Consider the following 19,894-nt stretch of genomic DNA (forward strand, 5'->3'; position numbering starts at 1 on the left):
TTCTCATGCGCGCACTCTATGGGGATGGACGATGAACGCGCAATGACGATCGGCGACGCGATCACGCGTTGAACCAGGAGCGTTTCTCCCGCATGGCGGGCGCGATGTCATCTTCCGCGCAACCGCCTTCCCGGTCGCTGGCCGACAGCTACGCGTCGATCCGGGTGCCCGAGGATGCGGGCTTCTGGCGCACGATGTTCGCCTTCGTCGGGCCCGGGTGGCTGGTCGCGGTCGGTTACATGGACCCGGGCAATTGGGCGACCGACATCGCGGGCGGCTCCGCGTTCGGCTACCTTTTGCTGTCGGTGGTGCTGTGCTCCAACCTGATGGCGATCGTGCTGCAATCGCTCGCCGCGCGGCTCGGCATCGGCGCGGGACATGACCTGGCGCAGGCGTGCCGCGCGCGCACCTCGAAGCCGGTCGGCTTCGCGCTGTGGGTGCTCGCCGAGATCGCGATCATCGCCTGCGACCTGGCCGAGGTGCTGGGCACCGCGATCGCGCTCAAGCTGCTGTTCGGGCTGCCGCTCGTCTGGGGCGTGGTGCTGACCGGGCTCGACGTGTTCGTGATCCTGGCGCTGCAACGCCGCGGGTTCCGCCAGCTGGAAGCGTTCATCGGCGCGCTGCTGGTCGTGATCGCGGTGTGTTTCGGGCTGGAGCTGATCTGGGCGCGGCCCGACTGGATGGCGGTGGCGGGTGGGTTGGTCCCGCGGCCCGAGGTCGTGACCAACCCCGCCGCGCTCTACCTCGCGATCGGCATCCTGGGCGCGACCGTGATGCCGCACAATCTGTACCTCCACTCCTCGATCGTGCAGACGCGCGATTATGGCGCGGCGGAGGCGGGGCGGCACCGGGCGCTCAAGCTGGCGACGATCGACTCGACCGTCGCGCTCGGGCTCGCCTTCTTCATCAACGCCGCGATCCTGATCCTCGCTGCCTCCACCTTCCACGTCGCCGGGCAAACGCAAGTCGCCGAGATCGAGGAAGCGCACCAGCTGCTCGCGCCGATGCTGGGGGTGGGCGGGGCGAGCGCGGTGTTCGCGATCGCGCTGCTGGCGAGCGGGCAGAATTCCACCGTCACCGGCACGCTCGCCGGGCAGATCGTGATGGAAGGATTCCTCGACCTGCGGCTGCCCGTCTGGCTCAGGCGGCTGGTCACGCGCGCGCTGGCGATCGTGCCCGCGGTGATCGTGGTCGGCGCGGCGGGCGACCGGGGGGCGGGCGAGCTGCTGGTGCTCAGCCAGGTGATCCTGAGCCTCCAGCTTCCCTTCGCGGTGATCCCGCTCGTCGCCTTCACCGCCAATCGCGGCTACATGGGCAGCTTCGTCGCGCCGCGCTGGCTGTCGCTGCTCGCCTGGGCGATCGCCGCGGTGATCGTGGTGCTGAACGGCTACCTGTTGTGGGGCCTGGCGACCGGCTGAGCCGCGGAAGGTGAGGCAAAGGTGAGGCCAAGACGCAGCGCCGCGGCGCGGAAGGTGAGGCTAAGGTGAGGCCAACGCGCGTCGCGCCACGCTGTCCGTAACGCGGCGCGCGCGGCATCGGCGAGCAGCGGGTCGCTCGCGGGTTGCATGATGTATAAAGAGCCGGGTCGTCGCGCGGCGGTATGACGTGGCTGTGGTTTGTAGGACAGTGGTCGCGTGCCGAGGCTTGGACCGATGTGTTCGCTGCGCCTGATGAATGATCGCTTCCGCCTCAGTAGCGGACATCTCAGCGGCCGGGGGTGACCGCGGCTTCTGTGCCGGCTAGGTGAGACCGCTAATGGCGATTGAAAGTCGATCAGCCTTCAGGAGAGTATGCGTGCTTTTTCACACCATGGTCGGATCGAACGACATCGAACGGTCCAAGCGCTTCTACGACACGGTGCTCGGCACCCTGGGTGTAGGAGAAGGCACGCGAAACATCGCCGATAGCGGCCATACACGCTTGATCTACAATAACGGTAACGAGACCAACTTTATCGTTAGTCAGCCGATAAACGACGAACCGGCAAGCGTCGCCAACGGCAGCACCGTCGCCTTTTCCTGCGACTCGCCCGAGCAGGTGAGACAGCTTCACGATACCGCCGTTGCCGCTGGCGGAACCTCGATCGAAGCTCCGCCCGGACCGCGCGAAACCGCCTCGATGGGCACTATCGAGCTGGCCTATTTTCGTGACCCCGACGGCAACAAACTGTGCGGGATCCATTTTCCTGCCTGATTTGTCGGCACAGGTCCGCTTATGAGCCTAGCGGACCTAGATCATGCGATCACACGAGTGTCCGCTTTCGTCCCGAAACCGGACCTCGACATCGTCGCTAAGCCGACGACCGCGCTCGCCCAGACTCGGCTCCGCCCCTCGGTCACTCGCCCTGGTACTTGATTTCCAGGAAGCGGCCGCGGGTGGCGAGCGCGTCGAGGTCGCCCTGGGCGAGTTGCTCGCTCATCTCGCGAAGTTCGCGCTCGATCACGCCCAGGCCGTCGGCGAGCTGCTGGTCGGGGGTCTTGCCGTTGCGCGGGGTGGTGCGCAGCGCGGGTGGGACCTTCTGGTAGTCGCGGACGAATTCGGGGAGCTGTTCGCCGACCAGCCGGCGCACCTCGGCGGCGGCGGGGGCGTCGTCGTCGAGCGCGCCGACCTGCGCGCCCAAAGTGTCGAGTTGCGCGCCGATGCGGTCGATGATCGGCACGGCGGGGGCGGGGAGCGCGGGGCGCTGCGCGTCGAGCCAGCGCGCGGTGGCCGAGGGCAGCGCCTTGATCTCGGACCGCGCGATCCGCTCCGGGCTGGGCACCGGCGTCGCGGGGGCGAAGGCGATCGCCAGCGTCACCGCCAGCATCAGCAGCATGACCGCCAGTGCGCCGAACATGCCGAGCGGCATGACGATGCCGCCGAACAGCCCCGCCGCGATCAGGATCGCCGCGTTGGCGAGCGCGATCAGCATCACGCGCTGCTTCACCCCGCCGCGCCCGCCGCGCGCGGGCGCGCGCTGCGTCTGCACGACGCCGTCGTCCGCGCCGCCGCGCACGCGCGCCACCGTGCGCCGCGCGGCGACCACCGCCTCGTCAGTCTGGGTGGGTACGCTCACAGCGCCTCCAGCTTGAACTGGTCGGCGGGCCCGGACACGCGGTTCTGCGCCGCACCCTCGGCGCGCGCGATATAGCCGCGCGACTTCTCGACCTCGTTGCCCAGCGTCGTGACGGTGGTCTTCATGCTGTCGAGCGCCTTGAGCTTGAAGTCGTCGATCGCGTCCATCGTGTCGTAAATATTCTGGAACGCGCGCTGGAGCGTTTCCAGCGGGATGGTCGAGGCGGCGGCCTGCTCGTGAATGCGCGCGGTGTTACTTTTCAGCAGCTTGCCGGTCGAATCGATGATGTTGGCGGTGGTGGTGTTGAGCTGCGTGATCTGTTCGAGCACCAGCTTCTGGTTGGTCAGTGCCTGCGCCACCGTCACTGCGGTGCGCAGCGCGGCGACCGTGGTGGTCGAGGCGCGGTCGACCCCCTTGATCAGTTCGACGTTGTTCTTCTTGACGAGGTCGAGCGCCAAATAGCCCTGCACGGTCACCGCCATCTGCGTCAGCAGGTCCTGCGTGCGCTGGCGGGCGTAGAACAGCGCGGTCTCGCGGATCGCCTTGGCCTTGGCCGGATCGGTCGCGTCGAGCTCGTTCGCCTTATCCTCCAGCCGCGCGTCCATCGTCTGCGACAGATGGATCATCTGTTCCAGGCGGCCCATCGCGGTCCACAGGTTCGCGCGCTCGGTATCGATCGATGCATTGTCCATCAGCAGCTCGTCTTTCCCCGAGGACAGGCTCTTCAGGATCGAGCTGATGTGCGTCTGGCTGGATTTGTAGCTGTCGAAATAGTTGCGCATCTTGTTGCCGAACGGGATCACCCCGAACAGCTTCTGCGGCGCGGTGAGATTGCCCTTCTTGCCGGGATCGAGGTCCTCGACCACGCGGCGCAGCTGCGCCAGGTCCTTGCCGACGCCGTCGTCCTTGTCCATCGCGCGCACCGGGCGGTCGAGGAAGCGGTTCGACTGCCCCGCGGCGTCGCGGATCTCCTTCTGCCCCATGCTGGTGATCGCATCGACGCGGCGGCCGAACTCGGGCGAGTTGACGTCCTCGGCGATCAGCTGCGCGACGAAGGCGTCGACGCGCGTTTCCAGCTCGCTGCGCGTGCCCTGGTCGACCGGCACCAGCCCGGCGGCCTTGGCGGGCGCGACCTGCTGCACGGGGTCGGGCGGGGTGAGCACCAGTTCCTTCTCGGCCGTCATGTCGGGCGTCGTCGCCATCGTGTTCATCCTTCCACTAGCCGTTCGCGAGCCTGATCGCGAAGCCGCGCGCGATCAAGTGTGTTGTGAGTATAAGACGCGCGAGGGAGCGCGGCAATCATCGAACCGCAACACGGTCGTCACGCGCGCGCAACCGTGCCGACGCGAAGCTGCAACGGGCGCGGCCTAGCGGACGGGGCGGGGCCGGCGGAGCGACCGCGCGGCGAAGGGGAAGTGACATGACGGGTAAGCTCTCGCTCGGCCTGGTGGCCGGGATGCTCGGTTGCGTGTCCGGCCAGGCGCTGGCGCAGGCCGCGGCGCAGCCGCAGAACACGCCCGACGACATCGTCGTGACGGCGCAGAAGCGCGAGCAGCGGATCGAGGACGTGCCGCTGACCGTGACCGCGGTCACCGGCGAGCGGATGCGCGACCTGGGCGTCAATTCGCTGAGCGAGGTCGCACTCTACGTGCCGGGGCTGCGCATCCAGGAGCAGAGCGCGAACAACCCCGGCTTCGTGATCCGCGGCATCACCTCGGACTCGGGCTCGGCGCAGCAGGGCGCGCGCGTCACGCTCTACTATAACGGCGTCGACATCTCGCGCTCGCGCGGGGCGTATCAGGATTTGTACGACCTAGAGCGCGTCGAGGTGGTGAAGGGGCCGCAGGCGACCTTGTTCGGGACCGCCGCCGCGGTCGGCGCGGTGTCGATCATCTCAGGTCGCCCGCGCGAGGGGTTCGCGGCGAACCTGACCGGCTCCTACGGCAATTTCGACCGCACGCAGGTGTCGGGTTACCTGAACGCGGGCAACGAGACGCTCGCGGGGCGGCTCGCCTTCGCCTACAAGTACCGCGACGGCTACGTCCGCAACATCGCGGGCGACCCGGACGTGCCGAACCAGAACCAGGGCCGGGTCGACCAGGACGACCTGAACGGGCAGGACCAGCGCGGGGTGCGCGGATCGCTGCGCTGGACGCCGAGCGCCGACGTCACCGCCGACCTCGTCCTGACCTACGACGGGCAGCGCAATCCGGGCACCGCGTTCAAGAGCCGCGTGTTCGCGCCGACCGGCGGGCAGACCGGCGATTACGGCTACGCCGAACTTTCGGGCTCGCCGTTCTCGAAGGAGGTGCTGGGCAAGCGCAAGCTCGGGCTCGACCGCGACGTGTACGACGCCAACCTGACGGTGCAGGTCGACCTGGCGCCCGGCGTCACCTTCACCACGGTCAACGGCTATCGCCGCTTCGACAGCCTGGAAACGTTCGACGCCGACGGCGGCCCGGCATGGTACCTGGAGTTCGCCGAGGACGCGCAGGGCGACCAGTGGAACCACGAGGCGCGCTTCGCCTTCACCGGCGACCGCTACCGCGCCTCGTTCGGGTGGAACGCGTTCCTGGAGGACGGTTTCCAGCGCGTGCCCTTCTCGACCGAGGAAGGAACGTACCTCGCCTGCTCGGTCGCGGCGGCCTATGCCGGCGTGCGGCAGGGATTGGCGGCGGCGGGCGTGCCGACCGGCACCGCCTGCGTGACGCCGCAGGGCACGATCCCCGCAGCGACGCGCGCCACGCAGCTGCTGACGCGCGGCGCCGCGACGCAGATCCCGTACGCGTCCGAGTTCACCAATTACGGCACCAACCAGGCTTACTCGGTGTTCGCCGACGGCACGTGGTTGCCCACGCCGGCGCTGGAACTGACCGCGGGCGCGCGCGTGCTGATCGAGCGGCGCAAGTCGGGCTACAGCTCGGTCCAGCCCAATTCGCGCATCCTGGCCGCGAACGGCGTCAACACCAGCCTGCTCGGCACCGCCAATACGGGCGGCGTGCGCTACACCGCGGAGGACAGTTTCGCGGCCGTGCTGCCGCGCTTCAACGCGCTCTTTCGCGTGACCGACGGGCTCAACCTGTACGCGACGATCAGCAAGGGCCGCCGCTCGCCGGTGGTGCAGCTCGCCGCGGCGGCGGCGGGCGCGGGCGTGCGCCCGAACCTGCAATCGGTACCGGAGGAGACGGTGTGGAACTACGAGGGCGGGATCAAGGCCGCGCTCGGCGGGTTCACCGGCACCGCCTCGATCTTCTTCCAAGAATATAACGGCTTCCAGGTGTCGGTGACGCAGCCCAACGGCACCGCGCTGACGCAGAGTGCGGGCAGCGCCAAGAACCCCGGCGTCGAGTTCGAAGGCACGTACCGCGTGTCGCCGATCCTGTCGGCGTTCGGCAGCTTCGCCTATATCGACGGCAAGATCGACCGCGGCAACAACGTCGCCCTGACCTTCGCCGGCGCGCGGTTCCGCCTGCAGCCCAAGACGACCGCGTCGGGCGGCATCAACCTGCGCGTGCCGCTGGGCACCGCGACCTTCTACGCGGTGCCTAGCGCGACCTACCAGTCCAAGGTGTTCTTCGAGCTGCCCAACTCGGACGCGATCAGCCAAAGCGGCTACACGCTGGTCAACCTGCGTGCGGGCGTCGAGTTCGCCGACGGCCGCTACCGCCTGGGCGGCTTCGCGCGGAACCTCGGAAACGAGAAATACCTGATCGACGCGGGCAACACCGGCGGCGGGTTCGGCACCCCCACCTACATTCGCGGCGAACCGCGCTTCTACGGCGTCGAGGTGGCGGCGACTTTCTGACGGAGCTCGATTGCGCGGACGTGCGGGGGCGTGTCAGGCTGCGGTGATGATCGCCGCTCTCCTGCTCGCGTCCGCCGTTCCCGCAGCGGCCGCGCCACCGCCCGTCGACCCGCTGACCGCGCAGGTGGAGACGGGCGACGTCGACCGCTTCGCCGCGGTGTTCGACGCGGCGGGCGGTGCGCCGAGCGCGGAGCAGTTGCAGCGCGGCTACCTCGATCCCGGCAGCGAGGGCGTGCGCGCGTTCACGCCCGACCGGATCGAGGATGCGGCGAACCTCGCCAAGGCGATCGCCGCCGATCGCGCCGGTTACGAGCGCGCGTTGCGCGTCTGCCTGCCGGTCGTGCGGCAGACGCAAGGGGAGCTGCGCGCGACCTATCTCGCGCTCCACGGCCTGTTCCCCGATAAGCCGCTGCCACGCATCTACCTGGTGATGGGCGCGGGTAATTCGGGCGGTACCGCGTCGCCGGGCGTGCAGGTGCTGGGGCTCGAGGTCCTGTGTCGCATCTCCGCGACGCCGGACGCGCTGCGCGACACGCTGCGCAGCTTCTACGCGCATGAAACGGTGCACGCGTGGCAAGGCGGCGCGGAGGAGGCAGCGGAAGCGCCCGGCAACGGCGGCGTGCTGCTGGGCAGTGCGTTGATCGAGGGGGCGGCCGATTTCATCGCCACGCTGGTGACGGGACGGCAGATCGAACCCGCGCGCGCCGCCTGGGGGCTGGCCGACGAACGTGCGCTGTGGAAGCGCTTCGAGGCCGATCTGGCAACGACACGCACGGCGCGGTGGAGTGACCTGAAACGCGGCACGCCCGCGGCGGCCGCTTTCTACCGCTGGATCGGCAATGCCGACGCGGCGCCCGAGGGATGGAAGAGCGAGGCGGGTTACTGGATCGGGCAGCGCATCTGGCAGCGCTGGTACGACAAGCAGCCCGACAAGCAGGTCGCGATCCGCCGCCTGCTGGCCGTGGACCGGCCGACCGAGATACTGGCCGAAGGACGCTACACCGGCTGAGCCGCTGTCCTACCCGCCCGCGTCGCGCCACGGGCGTTCCCATGCCGGACACATACAACCACCGCACGCGGATCGGGCGCGACCGTTCGCCCGAGCCGCGATGTGGAGGAACACGCGCGTGAACCTCCACTTCCTCCACTTCCTCCACTTCGCGGATCGAGGCCTCCCGCTCCGCCCCATCTTTTCGCGCGCGCACAAATAGGCTAAGGGCGCGGCCGAAATCGCCTGCGCGACCAGCGCGCGCCATCCAGGAAACATGATGAACCTCCGCAATATCGCGATCATCGCGCACGTCGACCATGGCAAGACGACCCTCGTCGACCAGCTCTTCCGCCAGTCGGGCACCTTCCGCGAGAACCAGCGCATCGAAGAGCGCGCGATGGATTCGAACGACCTGGAAAAGGAGCGCGGGATCACCATCCTCGCCAAGCCGACCTCGGTCGACTGGACGCCGCCGGGCAGCGATGAATCGATCCGCATCAACATCGTCGACACGCCGGGCCACGCCGACTTCGGCGGCGAGGTGGAGCGCATCTTGTCGATGGTCGACGGTGTCGTCCTGCTGGTCGATTCGTCGGAGGGCGCGATGCCGCAGACGAAGTTCGTCACCGGCAAGGCGCTGGCGCTTGGGCTGAAGCCGATCGTCGTCGTCAACAAGGTCGACCGCAGCGACGCGCGCATCCAGGAAGTGCTGGACGAGGTGTTCGACCTGTTCGTCAGCCTGGACGCCAACGACGAGCAGCTCGACTTTCCGGTGCTCTACGCCTCGGGCCGCAACGGCTACGCCTCGACCGACATGGACGCGCGCGAGGGCACGCTGATCCCGATGTTCGAGACGATCGTCAGCCACGTGCCCGCGCCCAACCTGGAGGTGGAGGACGTGCCGTTCACCTTCCTGGTGACGCTGCTCGATCGCGACAATTTCCTCGGCCGCATCCTGACCGGCCGGGTCAACTCGGGCACCGTCAAGCTCAACCAGCCGATCCACGCGCTCGACAATGACGGCAACGTCGTCGAGACGGGGCGCGCGTCGAAGATCCTGTCGTTCCGCGGGCTCGACCGCGTGCCGGTCGACGAGGCGAAGGCGGGCGACATCATCAGCCTGGCGGGTCTGACCACCGCGACGGTCTCGAACACGATCGCCGACCCGCAGGTGACCGAGCCGCTGCACGCGCAGCCGATCGATCCGCCGACGCTGTCGATGCGCTTCGCGGTGAACGACTCGCCGATGGCGGGCCGCGAGGGGTCGAAGGTGACCAGCCGCATGATCCGCGACCGCCTGTTCCGCGAGGCGGAGTCGAACGTGGCGGTCAAGGTGACCGAGGCGGCCGACCGCGACAGCTACGAGGTGGCGGGCCGCGGCGAGTTGCAGCTCGGCGTGCTGATCGAGACGATGCGCCGCGAGGGCTTCGAGCTGGGCATCAGCCGCCCGCGCGTGCTGTTCGGCGAGGACGAGGACGGCAAGAAGACCGAGCCGTACGAGACCGTCATCATCGACGTGGACGAGGAATATTCGGGCACGGTCGTCGAGAAGATGAACCTGCGCAAGGCCGAGATGACCGACATGCGCCCGTCGGGCGGCGGCAAGACGCGCATCACCTTCTCCGCGCCCAGCCGCGGCATGATCGGCTACCACGGCGAGTTCCTGTCGGACACGCGCGGCACCGGCATCATGAACCGGCTGTTCGAGAAGTACGGGCCGCACAAGGGCAACATCGAGGGCCGCAAGAACGGCGTGCTGATCTCCAACGGCGCGGGCGAGGCGCAGGGCTACGCGCTTGGTCCGCTCGAGGACCGCGGCGTGCTGTTCGTCGGCCACGGCGAGGCGCTGTACGAGGGTATGATCATCGGCGAGAACGCCAAGACGGATGACCTAGAGGTCAATCCGATGAAGGCGAAGCAGCTGACCAACTTCCGCGCGTCGGGCGGCAAGGACGACGCCATCCGGCTGACCCCGCCCAAGAAGATGACGCTGGAGCAGGCGATCGCGTACATCGACGACGACGAGATGGTCGAGGTGACGCCCAAGAACATCCGCCTGCGCAAGCGCTTCCTCGATCCCAACGAGCGCAAGCGCGCGAGCCGCGCGAAGGCGGCGTAAGCGGACGCGCGACGCCGCAGCCGACCGGCTGCGGCGCGCACCAGCGTCCGCTCGGCCGGCCTCGCCCCAAGCGAGGACCGACGACGCGGCTTCGCCGCGGCGGGCAGCATCCGACCGGTTGAGGACCTCGCGCCGATCCGCTCGCGTCAAAGACAAGCGGGATCCCGGATCAAGTCCGGGACGACGGGGTGGGCGCTCACCGGGACGACGAGAAAACGGCGGCGGAGGACATCCTTTCGCCGCCGTTCGCGCATCGGACGCAGGTGAACTCGCCGCACATCGCGCTATAGCGCAGGAACCATGCCGACCCGTCGCTCCCCGTCCGCCCGCCGTTACTGGACCGTGTCGCGCTACCGCGCGTTGCTGCGCACCCGCGGACCGCGATCGGTCCAGTTCCGCACCCGCGTGTCGGTACTGGCGGGCGCGATCGCGATCGGGCTGGTCGCGATCCTGTTCGCGGAAGCCGCCGACTGGGCGGGCGGCTGGTTCAACGGTTACGCGAAGCGCTGGCGCTGGCTGCCGCTCGTTACCACGCCGCTCGCCTTCGTCGCGCTGGTCTGGGTGACGCGGGGGCTCGCGCCGCTGGCGAGGGGGTCGGGCATCCCGCAGGTGATCGCGGCGAGCGACGACCCGAACCGCGCGACGGGCACGCTGATCTCGATGCGCACCGCGGTCGCCAAGATCGTGCTGACGATCGCCGCGGTCCTCTCCGGCGCGTCGGTCGGGCGCGAGGGGCCGACCGTCCAGCTCGCCGCCGCGGTGATGGGGCTGACGCACCGGATCATGCGCGTGCCGCTGCGCACGCCGGTGGTGATCGCGAGCGGCGCGGCGGGGGTGGCGGCGGCGTTCAACACGCCGCTCGCCGGGCTGTTGTTCGCGATCGAGGAGCTGGCAAGCGCGTACGAGCAGCGCGTCACGCTGCTGGTGCTGTCCGCGATCGTCATCGCTGGGATGGTCGCGCAGTCGGTGCAGGGGGATTACGTGTACTTCGGCGTGATCGGCGCGAGCATCCCGCTGGGCAGCGCGTTGCTGGTGGTGCCGGTCGCGGGCGTCGTCGGCGGATTGTCGGGGGGCATCTTCGCGCGGCTGATGCTGATGCTGGCGACGGGCAGTACCGCGCTGACGCGGTGGAGCAAGGCGCATCCGATCGTCTTCGCAGGCCTGTGCGGTGTGGTGGTCGCGGGGCTGGGCGTTGCGACCGGGCTGACCTGGGGGACGGGTTACTCGGCGGCGCGCGCGATGATCCTGGGCGTCGACGCGCCGATGTGGTTCGGCCCGGCCAAGTTCCTCGCGACGCTCGCCACCGCGGTCGCGGGGCTGCCCGGCGGCATCTTCGCGCCGTCGCTGGCGGTGGGGGCGGGGGTCGGCAACCTGCTGCGCGAGCTGTTTCCGGCGAGTCCGACCTCCGCGGTCGTGATCCTGGGCATGGTGGGCTATTTCGCGGGCGTCGTGCGCGCGCCGCTGACCGCGGTGATCATCCTGTCGGAGACGACCGCGAGCCGCGGGCTGATGCTGCCGATGTTCGCCACCGCCTTCATCGCGGACGCGGCGAGCCAGTGGGTGTGCCGCGAGAAATTGTACCACGGCCTGTCTCGCAGCTTCGCGATGGGGCCGGAGCCGCGCGCCCCGGCGGCGTGAGCGGAGCTGTGTTCGCGCAAGGGCGGGTCTTGGGTGCTGAGCAATCGTGCGCTCAGTGCGAGTCGGCCGAGTGAATTCTGAATAAGCGACGAGAAATCAGCCGTTTGCCCGGTATTGGCAGTTGTTGACACCCGGTCGCCGACCTGCTGTGTCTCGTGCCATGACCAGCCGGTATTCGCGCAACGTGGCCCTGACCAACGAATGGGACGACTTCATCGCCGCGCAGCTGCGCTCGGGCGATTACGCGAACGCGAGCGAGGTGGTGCGCGCGGGCCTGCGCGCGCTGCGTGACGGCAAGGTGACGCGCCGGGCGCCGGCGGGCTGGCCGGTCGGCGGCGGCGCGTGCGGCGAGCTGGTGCGGTGCGGCGACTGGGCGGCGAGCACGCTGGGGCCGGTCCACGACTGGTCGCTGGAGCTGCGCGCGACGGTCGCCAACGTCGTCAACTCGCCCGTCGCCAAGGTGGTGATGTGGGGACCCGACCACGTCATGATTTACAACGACGCTTATGCCGAGATCGCGGGCGCGAACCACCCCGCGGCGTTCGGCGGGCGCGTGGCGGCGGTCTGGCCCGAGATCTGGGACTGGAACCGCGAGATGCTGGCCGCGGGGTTCCGCGGCGAGCGCCGCTCGTTCCGCGACCAGCCGCTGGTGCTGACGCGCGGCGGCGTGTCGGAGACGGTGACGTTCGACCTGTTCTACACGCCCGTCTACGAGGCGGACGGGCGCGTCGGCGGCGTGCTGTGCACGTGCATCGACAACAGCGCGCGGGTCGCCGCCGAGCAGCGCTGCCTGGAGAGCGAGCGCGAGCTGCGCGCCATCACCGACGCGATGCCGGTGCTGGTCTCGTTCGTCGACAGCGACCACGTGTTCCGCTTCGCCAACCGATACTACGTCGACTGGTTCGGCATGACCCCGGACGAGGTCGTCGGTCGCCACATGCGCGACGTGGTGGGCGAGGCGAACTACGCCGAGCGGCTGCCGCTGATCGAGCGCGCGCTGGCGGGCGAGACGATCGCGTCCGACGGGCTGCTGCACCACCGCGACGGCACCGTCCACCGCGCCAACATCCGCTACATGCCGCGCGTCGCGCGCGACGGCAGCGTCACCGGATTTCAGGTGCTGGTGTTCGACCTGGAGGACCGCGCGCGCCGCGAGGAGGATCTCGACGCCAGCAACAAGCGCTTTCGCGCCGCGATGGACGCGGTCCACGGCGTGCTGTGGACCAACAATGCGGAAGGTCGCATGGTCGGCGAGCAGCCCGGCTGGGCCGCGCTGACCGGGCAGTCGCCGGCGGAGTATCAGGGCTTTGGCTGGGCCGACGCCGTCCACCCGGAGGACCGCGCGGGGTCGGTCGAGAGCTGGAACGACGCGGTCGCGGCGAAGGCGATGTACGTGCACGAGCACCGCGTCCGCCGGCACTGCGGCACGTGGCGCACCTTCGCGGTGCGCGCGCTGCCGATCCTGGGCGAGGCGGGCGAGATCACCGAGTGGGTCGGCGTCCACACCGACATCTCGCACCAGCGCGCAGCCGAGGCGGCGCTGCGCGAGCAGGCGGAAGCCTTGTCGCGCCAGGTTCGGCACCGCGAACGCGCCGAGGAACAGTTGCGCCAGCTGAACGAGACGCTGGAAGCGCGCGTGATCGCCGAGATCGACGAGCGGCGCCAGGCCGAGGCGAAGCTGCACCAGGCGCAGAAGATGGAGACGATCGGCAAGCTGACCGGCGGCGTCGCGCACGATTTCAACAACCTGCTCCAGGTCGTGTCGGGCAATCTGCAACTGCTCGGCAAGGACGTGGCGGGTAACGACCGGGCCGAGCAGCGCGTCGCGAACGCAATGGCGGGCGTGTCGCGCGGGTCGAAGCTCGCGGCGCAACTGCTCGCGTTCGGACGGCGACAGGCGCTGGAGCCCAAGGTGATCAACGTGACGCGGTTCGTGCGCGGAATGGACGACATGCTGCGCCGCGCGATCGGCGAGGGGATCGAGATCGAGACGATCGTCGGCGGCGGGTTGTGGAACACCTTCATCGATCCGGGTCAGGTCGAGAATGCGCTGCTCAACCTGGCGATCAACGCGCGCGACGCGATGGACGGGCAGGGGCACCTCACGATCGAGCTCGGCAACGCGCACCTGGATGACGAGTACGCGCGCACCCACGACGAGGTGACGCCGGGCCAGTACGTGATGCTGGCGGTCAGCGACACGGGATCGGGGATGACGCCCGCGACGCTGGAGAAGGTGTTCGAGCCGTTCTTCTCGACCAAGGGGGAGGGCAAGGGATCGGGGCTGGGGCTGTCGATGGTCTACGGCTTCGTCAAGCAGTCGGGCGGGCACGTGAAGATCTATTCCGAGGTGGGCGAGGGGACGACCGTGCGCCTGTACCTGCCGCGCGCGACCGAGAGCGAGGACGTCGAGGTGCGCGTCGACGCCGGCCCGATCGTCGGCGGAACCGAGACGGTGCTGGTCGTCGAGGACGACGACGAGGTGCGCGCCACCGTGGTCGAGATGCTGACCGACCTCGGCTACCGCGTGCTGAAGGCGCCCGACGCCGCGTCGGCGCTGATCGTGATCGAGAGCGGTGTGGGGATCGACATCCTGTTCACCGACGTGGTGATGCCGGGCACGCTCAAGAGCCCCGAGCTGGCGCGCAAGGCCAAGCAGCGGTTGCCCAACCTCGCGGTGCTGTTCACCTCCGGCTATACCGAGAATTCGATCGTCCACGGCGGCAAGCTGGACGCGGGCGTCGAGTTGCTGTCGAAGCCGTACACGCGCGAGGCGCTGGCGCGGCGTTTCCGCCACGTGCTGGCCAACCAGGGGCAGCGCGCGCAGGCGGCGACGTCAGCGGTGGGCGCGGGCACGGGAGCAGCCCGTCCGTCCGTTGCCCGCGTGCAGGGCGCGCGCGAGCTGACCGGGGCGACGGTGTTGTTGGTGGAGGACGATGCATTGATCCGCGCCAACACCGCGGAAATGCTGCAGGAAGCGGGTTGCGTCGTGGTGGACGCGGCGAGCGCGGAGGAGGCGATGGCGGCGCTGCACACCGCGCCGGTCGACGTGCTGGTGACCGACCTGAACCTGCCGGGCCATTCGGGTGCCGAGCTGGCGCGGCGCGCGCGCGAGATGCGCGGCTCGATCGGCATCGTGTTCGCGACCGGCGACGGCCACCGCGCGGCGGAAGCGGCGGCGAGCGGCGACGTGGTGCTGACCAAACCCTATGCCGCGGCGCGACTGACCGCGGCGGTGCGTGCCGCACTCGACGCCAAGGGCGTGCAGCCAACCGCCGGGGCGGCGGTGGAGGCGACGAGCGACGCCGAGGCGGAAACCGCGCCGGGGCAGCGCCAAGGGGCGTGATCCGACGCGCTTGATCCAGCGCAAGGTGATCGTGCCGGCGGGGTCGCGCGCGCTGCTGGACAGCGCGGCGGGCAGCAATTAGCGCCGCGGTTCAACGAACTGAAGGCGTCGGTCGCGTGTTACCGGTCAAGCGACACATCGCGGTCATTACCCCGCCGACTGTCGGTCACATCAACCCGCTGCAGGTACTGGGGCGGGAGCTGGTCGCGCTCGGCCACCGCGTCACGATCGTGCACGTGGGGGACATGGCGCGCTTCGTCACCGACCCCGCGGTCGGGTTCGCCGCGGTCGAGGCGGGCGAGCCCGGCGCGCTTGACGCGTATCTGTCGCTGCTCGGGCGACCGACCGGCGCGCGCGGGTTGACGCGCATGATCCGCGCGACCGCGGGGATGACCGCGACGCTGCTGGACGGCGCCCCCGCGGCGCTCGCGCGGATCGGCGCCGAGGCGGTGATCGCCGACACCGCCGAGCCCGCCGGCGCGGTGATCGCCGAGCACATGCGCCTGCCCTTGGTCGCGACCGTCACCGGATTGCCGCTGCTGCGCGAGGAGAACGTGCCGCCGCCGTTCCTCGGCTGGCGCTACCGCGCGGACCCGATCGGGCGCAATCGCAACAACGGCGGCTACTCGGTCGCGGACATATTGATGCGGCCGATCACGCGCGTGCTCGACGAGCGGCGGCGCGCGTGGGGGCTGGGGCAGGAGGCGCCGCCGCTGCGCTGGGTCGCGCAATGCCCGCGCGGATTCGATTATCCCCGCTCGGCCCTGCCCGCCGCGTTCGCCTACGGCGGGCCGTGGCGCGCCGCGGCGGAGGCGGACACGCCGATCGGCCTGCCGCTCGACGGACGACCTCTGGTGTTCTGCTCGCTCGGCACGCTGCAGGGGTCGCGACGCGCCTTGTTCCAGACGATGGCGGCGGCGTGCGCAGCGGTAGGCGCGCGCGCGGTGATCGGACACGGCGGCGGGCTGAGCGCGGCGGAGGAGGCGGCGCTGCCGGGCGAACCGCTGGTGCGCGCGTTCTGGCCGCAGCAGGCGGTGCTGCGCCACTGCGCCGCGGCGATACTCCACGGCGGGTTCAACACGGTGCTCGACGCGCTGGCGGCCGGGGTGCCGATCGTCGCGCTGCCGATCGCGTTCGAGCAGCCGGGCACCGCGGCGCGGATCGCCTATGTCGGGGCGGGACGCGTGCTGTCGCCGCGTGGGCTGACCGCGTCGGTGCTGGCGCTGGCCTTGCGCGGCGTGATGACGGAGCCGAGCTACCGCGCGGCGGCGCGGCGGATCGGGGACGAGATGGCGGCGAGCGGCGGTGCTGGCCGCGCCGCGGCGCAGGTCAGCGCGGCGCTTGCCTGACGCCCGGCAGCCGCCACCACGGCGTGCGCGGGCTCAAGTGATGCTCGTGGTGGTAGGTGCCGAAATGAAAGCAGGTCGCGACCGAGGCGAGCGGTGACAGCAGGTTGCCGCGCGCATTGTGGTGGTCGGCGAAGGGCGTGTCGTCGTGGCGGTGCGGCAGAAAGGTGCCGAAGAAGAACAATTGCGCCAGCGCCAGCAGCGCGGGCACGGCCCAGAAGGCGACGATGTTGAGGAGCGACGCGCCCAGCAGCAGGTAGAGACACGCCGCCAGCGTGATCCGCACGATCTGCCCGTGGGTGTAATATCCGGTGAAGAAGCGGATGAACCAGCGCAGCGGGCTGCGCGGCGCGTTGGGGTGGAAATCGGGATCGTGCTCGGTCCCCGGCGCATGATGGTGCGCGTGGTGCTTGGGATGGAGCGCGCGAAAGGACAAAGCGGCGTAGGCGCCGAGGCAGAGCGTGCCGACGACGCGGTTGACGCGCGGGCGACCGGGCGCGAACGAGCCGTGCATACAATCGTGCGCGACGATGAACAGCCCGGTGCTGAGCCACGCCTGCACCGCGATCAGCAGCGCGGCGAGCGGGGCGGTGGCGATGCTCCACTGCCAGAAGAAGATGCCGCCGACGTGGATCGCGAGCCAGGCGGCGCCGATCGCGCCCGCCAGCAGCGCGCTGACGCGCGTGTCGCGGCTGATGTCGCTAGCGGATGGCATGATCGTTCCCAACGCCGGTGACCTGCGCCAAGTCGCGCACCGGCGCAAGCGCAATGCGTCCGCGCGGGCCCGCGCGTACCAGTCGGGGCGCGATCGCCAGTGCGGCGGGCGCGAGCGCGAGGCCGGCGAGCACGTCGACGCCGTAATGCCCGCCGAACAGCGGGGTCGCGATGATCGTCACCCCCGCCCAGACCGGCGCGACGTAGCGCCAGCCCGGCGTGTCGCGCTGCGCCCAGGACAGGATGACGGGCAGGGTCGCGTGATAGCTGGGAAAGCTGACAATCCCCATCAGCTGCGTCAGGTCGAGCGTGCGCCACGTGCCGTCGCGCAGGCCCGCGATCATCGCCTGTTCGAGCCAGGCGATCGACGGCCAGAGATGCCGGAAGGCGGCGGGATCGAACACGTTGCCCATCGCGGGCGTCCACCACGAGACGAGGATGGTCACGAACCCCGACAGGATCGCCGCGGCAACCGCGACGCGCAGCCGGTCGAACTGCGCATAGGCGCTCATCGCGACGATGCAGGTGACCATCTGTAGCGTCAGGCTGTGATAGGCCAGGCCGCCGATCCACAGCGCGACCGGCGCGCGGTCGGCGGCGGCGAACACCGCGGGCCAGTCGAAGCCGAGCGCGCGGTCGGCCGCGGCGAGCCGCGCGTCCCACAATGCCCCCGCGCGCGCCGCCAGCGCGTAGGCGAGCACGACGCCCAACAAGGTAAACAGCGTCATCTGCAGGAACGCGGTCGATCCCGCCGCCAGCCGCGGCTTGCCACGCCGGCGCCCGACCAGCGCGCCCGTCGCCAGCAGCGCGACACCGGCGGCGGGTGGCACCGCGCGCGGCGCATCGACGCGGAATCCCAGGCCCCAGGCGGCGGCGAGGCACGCGGCGAGCATCGCGGCCAGCAACCACCAGGCCGCGGCGTCGCTGGTGGGGCGATCGGAATGCAGCATCGCGCGATCCAACGCGGCAAGTGCGGCCGGGTGTCAACCCGAGGCGAGGATGGCACGACCGATCCGCCGGCTCGCTCGTCTGCGTCGATGCGACCGTCATGGCCATCGTCGGCGCGGCGCGATATGCATCGGCGCGCGAGGAGGCGAGGGACGGTGAGCGAGAGGCGGATCGACGAGACGGGCACGCTGATCCGCGACGGCGGCGGCTTCTACCTGCGCCGCGATCTGGGCGGGCGCTACCAGCTGCAACTGCAGCGCACCCCGGTCGACCTGGTCGAGAAGCGCGTGCGAGTGGTCGGCACGCTGGTGGCGGACGATCTGGTCAGCGCGGACGGCGTCGCGGCGGCGTGAGCGTGTCGCTTCCGCCCGGGCGAGCGCGCACCGGGGTCAGTGACGCGCGCGGCGGGTGAACGCGGCGCGTCGGCTTCCTATATCGCCGCCGAACCATCGAGGAGCCCTGCATGACCGCCTATGATCCGAAACTCGGCCTGTACATCGCGGGTGAATGGGTGACCGGCGGGTCGCGCGACGCGCACGACGTGCTCAATCCGGCGACCGGCGAGGCGCAGGGCGCGCTGCCGCTCGCGACCGCGGACGACCTCGACCGCGCGCTGGACGCCGCGGACCGCGGGTTCAAGGCGTGGCGCAAGACCGACCCGGCCGCGCGTGCGCAGGTGCTGACGCGCACCGCCGCATTGCTGCGCGAGCGCGCCGATCATCTGGCGCGGATCGCGACGCTGGAACAGGGCAAGCCGCTGGTCGAGGCGAAGGGCGAGGCGATGTTCGCCGCCGCGCTGCTCGAGTTCCACGCCGGGGAAGCGCAGCGCATCTACGGCCGCGTGCTGCCGCGCCCGGCGGGCACGCGCAGCCTGGTGCTGCACCAGCCGATCGGACCTGTGGCGGCGTTCTGCGCGTGGAACTTCCCGATCATGAACGTGGTCAGGAAGCTCGGCCCGGCGATCGCGGCGGGCTGCTCGATCATCATCAAGCCGAGCGAGGAGACCGCGGGATCGGCGGTCGAGGTGCTACGCTGTTTTCAGGATGCCGGGTTGCCCGGCGACGTCGCGCAGTGCGTGTTCGGCGTGCCCGATCAGGTATCGCGTCACCTGCTCGCCTCGCCCGTCACGCGCAAGCTGAGCTTCACCGGATCGGTGCCGGTCGGCAAGCACCTGGCGAAGCTCGCCGCCGAGACGATGATGAAGACGACGATGGAGCTGGGCGGGCACGGGCCCGTGCTGGTGTTCGACGATTGCGACCTCGACAAGACGCTCGACACGCTCGTCGCGCACAAGTTCAGGAACGCGGGTCAGGTGTGCGTCGCGCCAACGCGCTTCCACGTGCATGCGGGCATCTACGACCGCTTCGCCGAGGGTTTCGCCGAGCGGACGAAGCAGCTGAAGGTCGGCAGCGGGCTGGAGAAGGACACCCAGATGGGGCCGATGGCGAACGCGCGCCGGCCGTCGGCGATCGAGGAGATGGTGGAGGACGCGCGCAGCGTTGGCGCGCGCGTGCTGGCGGGCGGCACGCGCGGAGAAGGCGACGGCTTCTTCTTCACGCCCACCGTGCTCGCCGACGTGCCGCTGGAGGCGCGCGCCATGAACGACGAGCCGTTCGGACCGCTCGCGCTGTTGACCCCGTTCGAGACGGTGGAGGACGCGATCCACCAGGCGAACCGGCTGCCATACGGGCTGGCGGCTTACTGCTTCACCGAGAACGGGCGGCGGCAGAACCTGCTCGGCGACGAGATCGAGGCGGGGATGGTCGCGATCAACAACGTGCGGTTGAGCTGGCCCGACAGCCCGTTCGGCGGGGTGAAGGACAGCGGCTTCGGCTCGGAGGACGGGCCGGAGGGCGTCGCCGCGCACCTGGTGACCAAGACCGTGCACATGATGTGAGCGGCGTTGCCGGAGCGCGGGTGCGCTCCGGCAGG

14 protein-coding genes are annotated in these 19,894 nt (G+C 70.1%); 10 read left to right on the forward strand and 4 right to left on the reverse strand.

Going from position 1 to position 19,894, the window contains the following annotated elements:
* Positions 1-104 precede the first annotated feature (104 nt).
* Together ACFDS6_RS07835 and ACFDS6_RS07840 are read left to right on the forward strand one after the other, a co-directional pair.
* The gene (locus ACFDS6_RS07835; protein WP_375271580.1) at positions 105-1,418 is read left to right on the forward strand and encodes an Nramp family divalent metal transporter; all 1,314 of its coding nucleotides are present in this window, start codon (positions 105-107) and stop codon (positions 1,416-1,418) included.
* 376 nt (positions 1,419-1,794) lie between these two features.
* Entirely contained in the window at positions 1,795-2,193 is a 399-nt protein-coding gene (locus tag ACFDS6_RS07840; RefSeq protein WP_375271581.1) for a VOC family protein, read from the forward strand.
* 142 nt (positions 2,194-2,335) lie between these two features.
* On the opposite strand, the gene ACFDS6_RS07845 is transcribed toward ACFDS6_RS07840, so the two are convergent.
* Complete coding sequence (locus ACFDS6_RS07845; protein WP_375271582.1) at positions 2,336-3,055, reverse strand: hypothetical protein; 720 nt, start codon at positions 3,053-3,055, stop codon at positions 2,336-2,338.
* Positions 3,052-4,257 carry a toxic anion resistance protein gene (locus tag ACFDS6_RS07850; protein WP_375271583.1) on the reverse strand — a complete coding sequence of 402 codons (1,206 nt, stop codon included), beginning with the start codon at positions 4,255-4,257 and terminating at the stop codon, positions 3,052-3,054. The genes ACFDS6_RS07845 and ACFDS6_RS07850 overlap by 4 nt, the downstream gene beginning before the upstream one ends.
* Before the next feature lie 218 nt (positions 4,258-4,475).
* On the opposite strand from ACFDS6_RS07850, the gene ACFDS6_RS07855 reads away from it, so the two are divergent.
* The 6 genes from ACFDS6_RS07855 to ACFDS6_RS07880 all read left to right on the forward strand — a co-directional run bounded on the left by ACFDS6_RS07855 (position 4,476) and on the right by ACFDS6_RS07880 (position 16,303).
* A complete protein-coding gene (locus tag ACFDS6_RS07855; protein ID WP_375271584.1) occupies positions 4,476-6,860 on the forward strand; it encodes a TonB-dependent receptor in 2,385 nt (794 codons plus the stop codon).
* A 46-nt stretch (positions 6,861-6,906) separates the two neighbouring features.
* Positions 6,907-7,869, forward strand: coding sequence for a hypothetical protein (locus tag ACFDS6_RS07860; protein WP_375271585.1), 963 nt, complete (start codon positions 6,907-6,909; stop codon positions 7,867-7,869).
* A gap of 259 nt (positions 7,870-8,128) precedes the next feature.
* Positions 8,129-9,970: a translational GTPase TypA gene (typA, locus tag ACFDS6_RS07865; protein WP_375271586.1), complete on the forward strand. Its 1,842-nt coding sequence runs from the start codon at positions 8,129-8,131 to the stop codon at positions 9,968-9,970.
* A 300-nt stretch (positions 9,971-10,270) separates the two neighbouring features.
* Complete coding sequence (locus ACFDS6_RS07870; protein ID WP_375271587.1) at positions 10,271-11,608, forward strand: chloride channel protein; 1,338 nt, start codon at positions 10,271-10,273, stop codon at positions 11,606-11,608.
* Positions 11,609-11,768: 160 nt separating this feature from the next.
* Complete coding sequence (locus ACFDS6_RS07875) at positions 11,769-14,954, forward strand: response regulator (RefSeq protein ID WP_375271588.1); 3,186 nt, start codon at positions 11,769-11,771, stop codon at positions 14,952-14,954.
* A 116-nt stretch (positions 14,955-15,070) separates the two neighbouring features.
* The gene (locus ACFDS6_RS07880) at positions 15,071-16,303 is read left to right on the forward strand and encodes a glycosyltransferase (protein WP_375271589.1); all 1,233 of its coding nucleotides are present in this window, start codon (positions 15,071-15,073) and stop codon (positions 16,301-16,303) included.
* Here the strand turns inward: ACFDS6_RS07880 and ACFDS6_RS07885 are convergent.
* On the reverse strand, positions 16,284-17,015 hold the full coding sequence (locus ACFDS6_RS07885; RefSeq protein ID WP_375271590.1) for a fatty acid desaturase: 732 nt from the start codon (positions 17,013-17,015) through the stop codon (positions 16,284-16,286). The two genes, ACFDS6_RS07880 and ACFDS6_RS07885, sit on opposite strands and share 20 nt — an antisense overlap.
* Complete coding sequence (locus ACFDS6_RS07890) at positions 17,002-17,964, reverse strand: phosphatase PAP2 family protein (RefSeq protein WP_375271591.1); 963 nt, start codon at positions 17,962-17,964, stop codon at positions 17,002-17,004. Before ACFDS6_RS07890 ends, ACFDS6_RS07885 begins: the two co-directional genes overlap by 14 nt.
* A 153-nt stretch (positions 17,965-18,117) precedes the next feature.
* Here ACFDS6_RS07890 and ACFDS6_RS07895 point away from each other — a divergent pair, with 153 nt between their 5' ends.
* Positions 18,118-18,315, forward strand: coding sequence for a DUF5818 domain-containing protein (locus ACFDS6_RS07895; protein WP_375271593.1), 198 nt, complete (start codon positions 18,118-18,120; stop codon positions 18,313-18,315).
* A gap of 110 nt (positions 18,316-18,425) precedes the next feature.
* The gene (locus tag ACFDS6_RS07900) at positions 18,426-19,859 is read left to right on the forward strand and encodes an NAD-dependent succinate-semialdehyde dehydrogenase (protein WP_375271594.1); all 1,434 of its coding nucleotides are present in this window, start codon (positions 18,426-18,428) and stop codon (positions 19,857-19,859) included.
* Positions 19,860-19,894 lie beyond the last annotated feature (35 nt).

Source organism: Sphingomonas sp., from assembly GCF_042095875.1.
Taxonomy (GTDB): Bacteria; Pseudomonadota; Alphaproteobacteria; order Sphingomonadales; family Sphingomonadaceae; genus Sphingomonas.

What these genes read in the sequence shown, in the direction of transcription:
- ACFDS6_RS07860 (WP_375271585.1), top strand. Translation starts at nt 6,907, where the DNA reads ATGATCGCCGCTCTCCTGCTCGCGTCCGCCGTTCCCGCAGCGGCCGCG.
- ACFDS6_RS07850 (WP_375271583.1), bottom strand. Translation starts at nt 4,257, where the DNA reads ATGGCGACGACGCCCGACATGACGGCCGAGAAGGAACTGGTGCTCACC.
- typA (WP_375271586.1), top strand. Translation starts at nt 8,129, where the DNA reads ATGAACCTCCGCAATATCGCGATCATCGCGCACGTCGACCATGGCAAG.
- ACFDS6_RS07835 (WP_375271580.1), top strand. Translation starts at nt 105, where the DNA reads ATGTCATCTTCCGCGCAACCGCCTTCCCGGTCGCTGGCCGACAGCTAC.
- ACFDS6_RS07900 (WP_375271594.1), top strand. Translation starts at nt 18,426, where the DNA reads ATGACCGCCTATGATCCGAAACTCGGCCTGTACATCGCGGGTGAATGG.
- ACFDS6_RS07855 (WP_375271584.1), top strand. Translation starts at nt 4,476, where the DNA reads ATGACGGGTAAGCTCTCGCTCGGCCTGGTGGCCGGGATGCTCGGTTGC.
- ACFDS6_RS07875 (WP_375271588.1), top strand. Translation starts at nt 11,769, where the DNA reads ATGACCAGCCGGTATTCGCGCAACGTGGCCCTGACCAACGAATGGGAC.
- ACFDS6_RS07870 (WP_375271587.1), top strand. Translation starts at nt 10,271, where the DNA reads ATGCCGACCCGTCGCTCCCCGTCCGCCCGCCGTTACTGGACCGTGTCG.
- ACFDS6_RS07885 (WP_375271590.1), bottom strand. Translation starts at nt 17,015, where the DNA reads ATGCCATCCGCTAGCGACATCAGCCGCGACACGCGCGTCAGCGCGCTG.
- ACFDS6_RS07890 (WP_375271591.1), bottom strand. Translation starts at nt 17,964, where the DNA reads ATGCTGCATTCCGATCGCCCCACCAGCGACGCCGCGGCCTGGTGGTTG.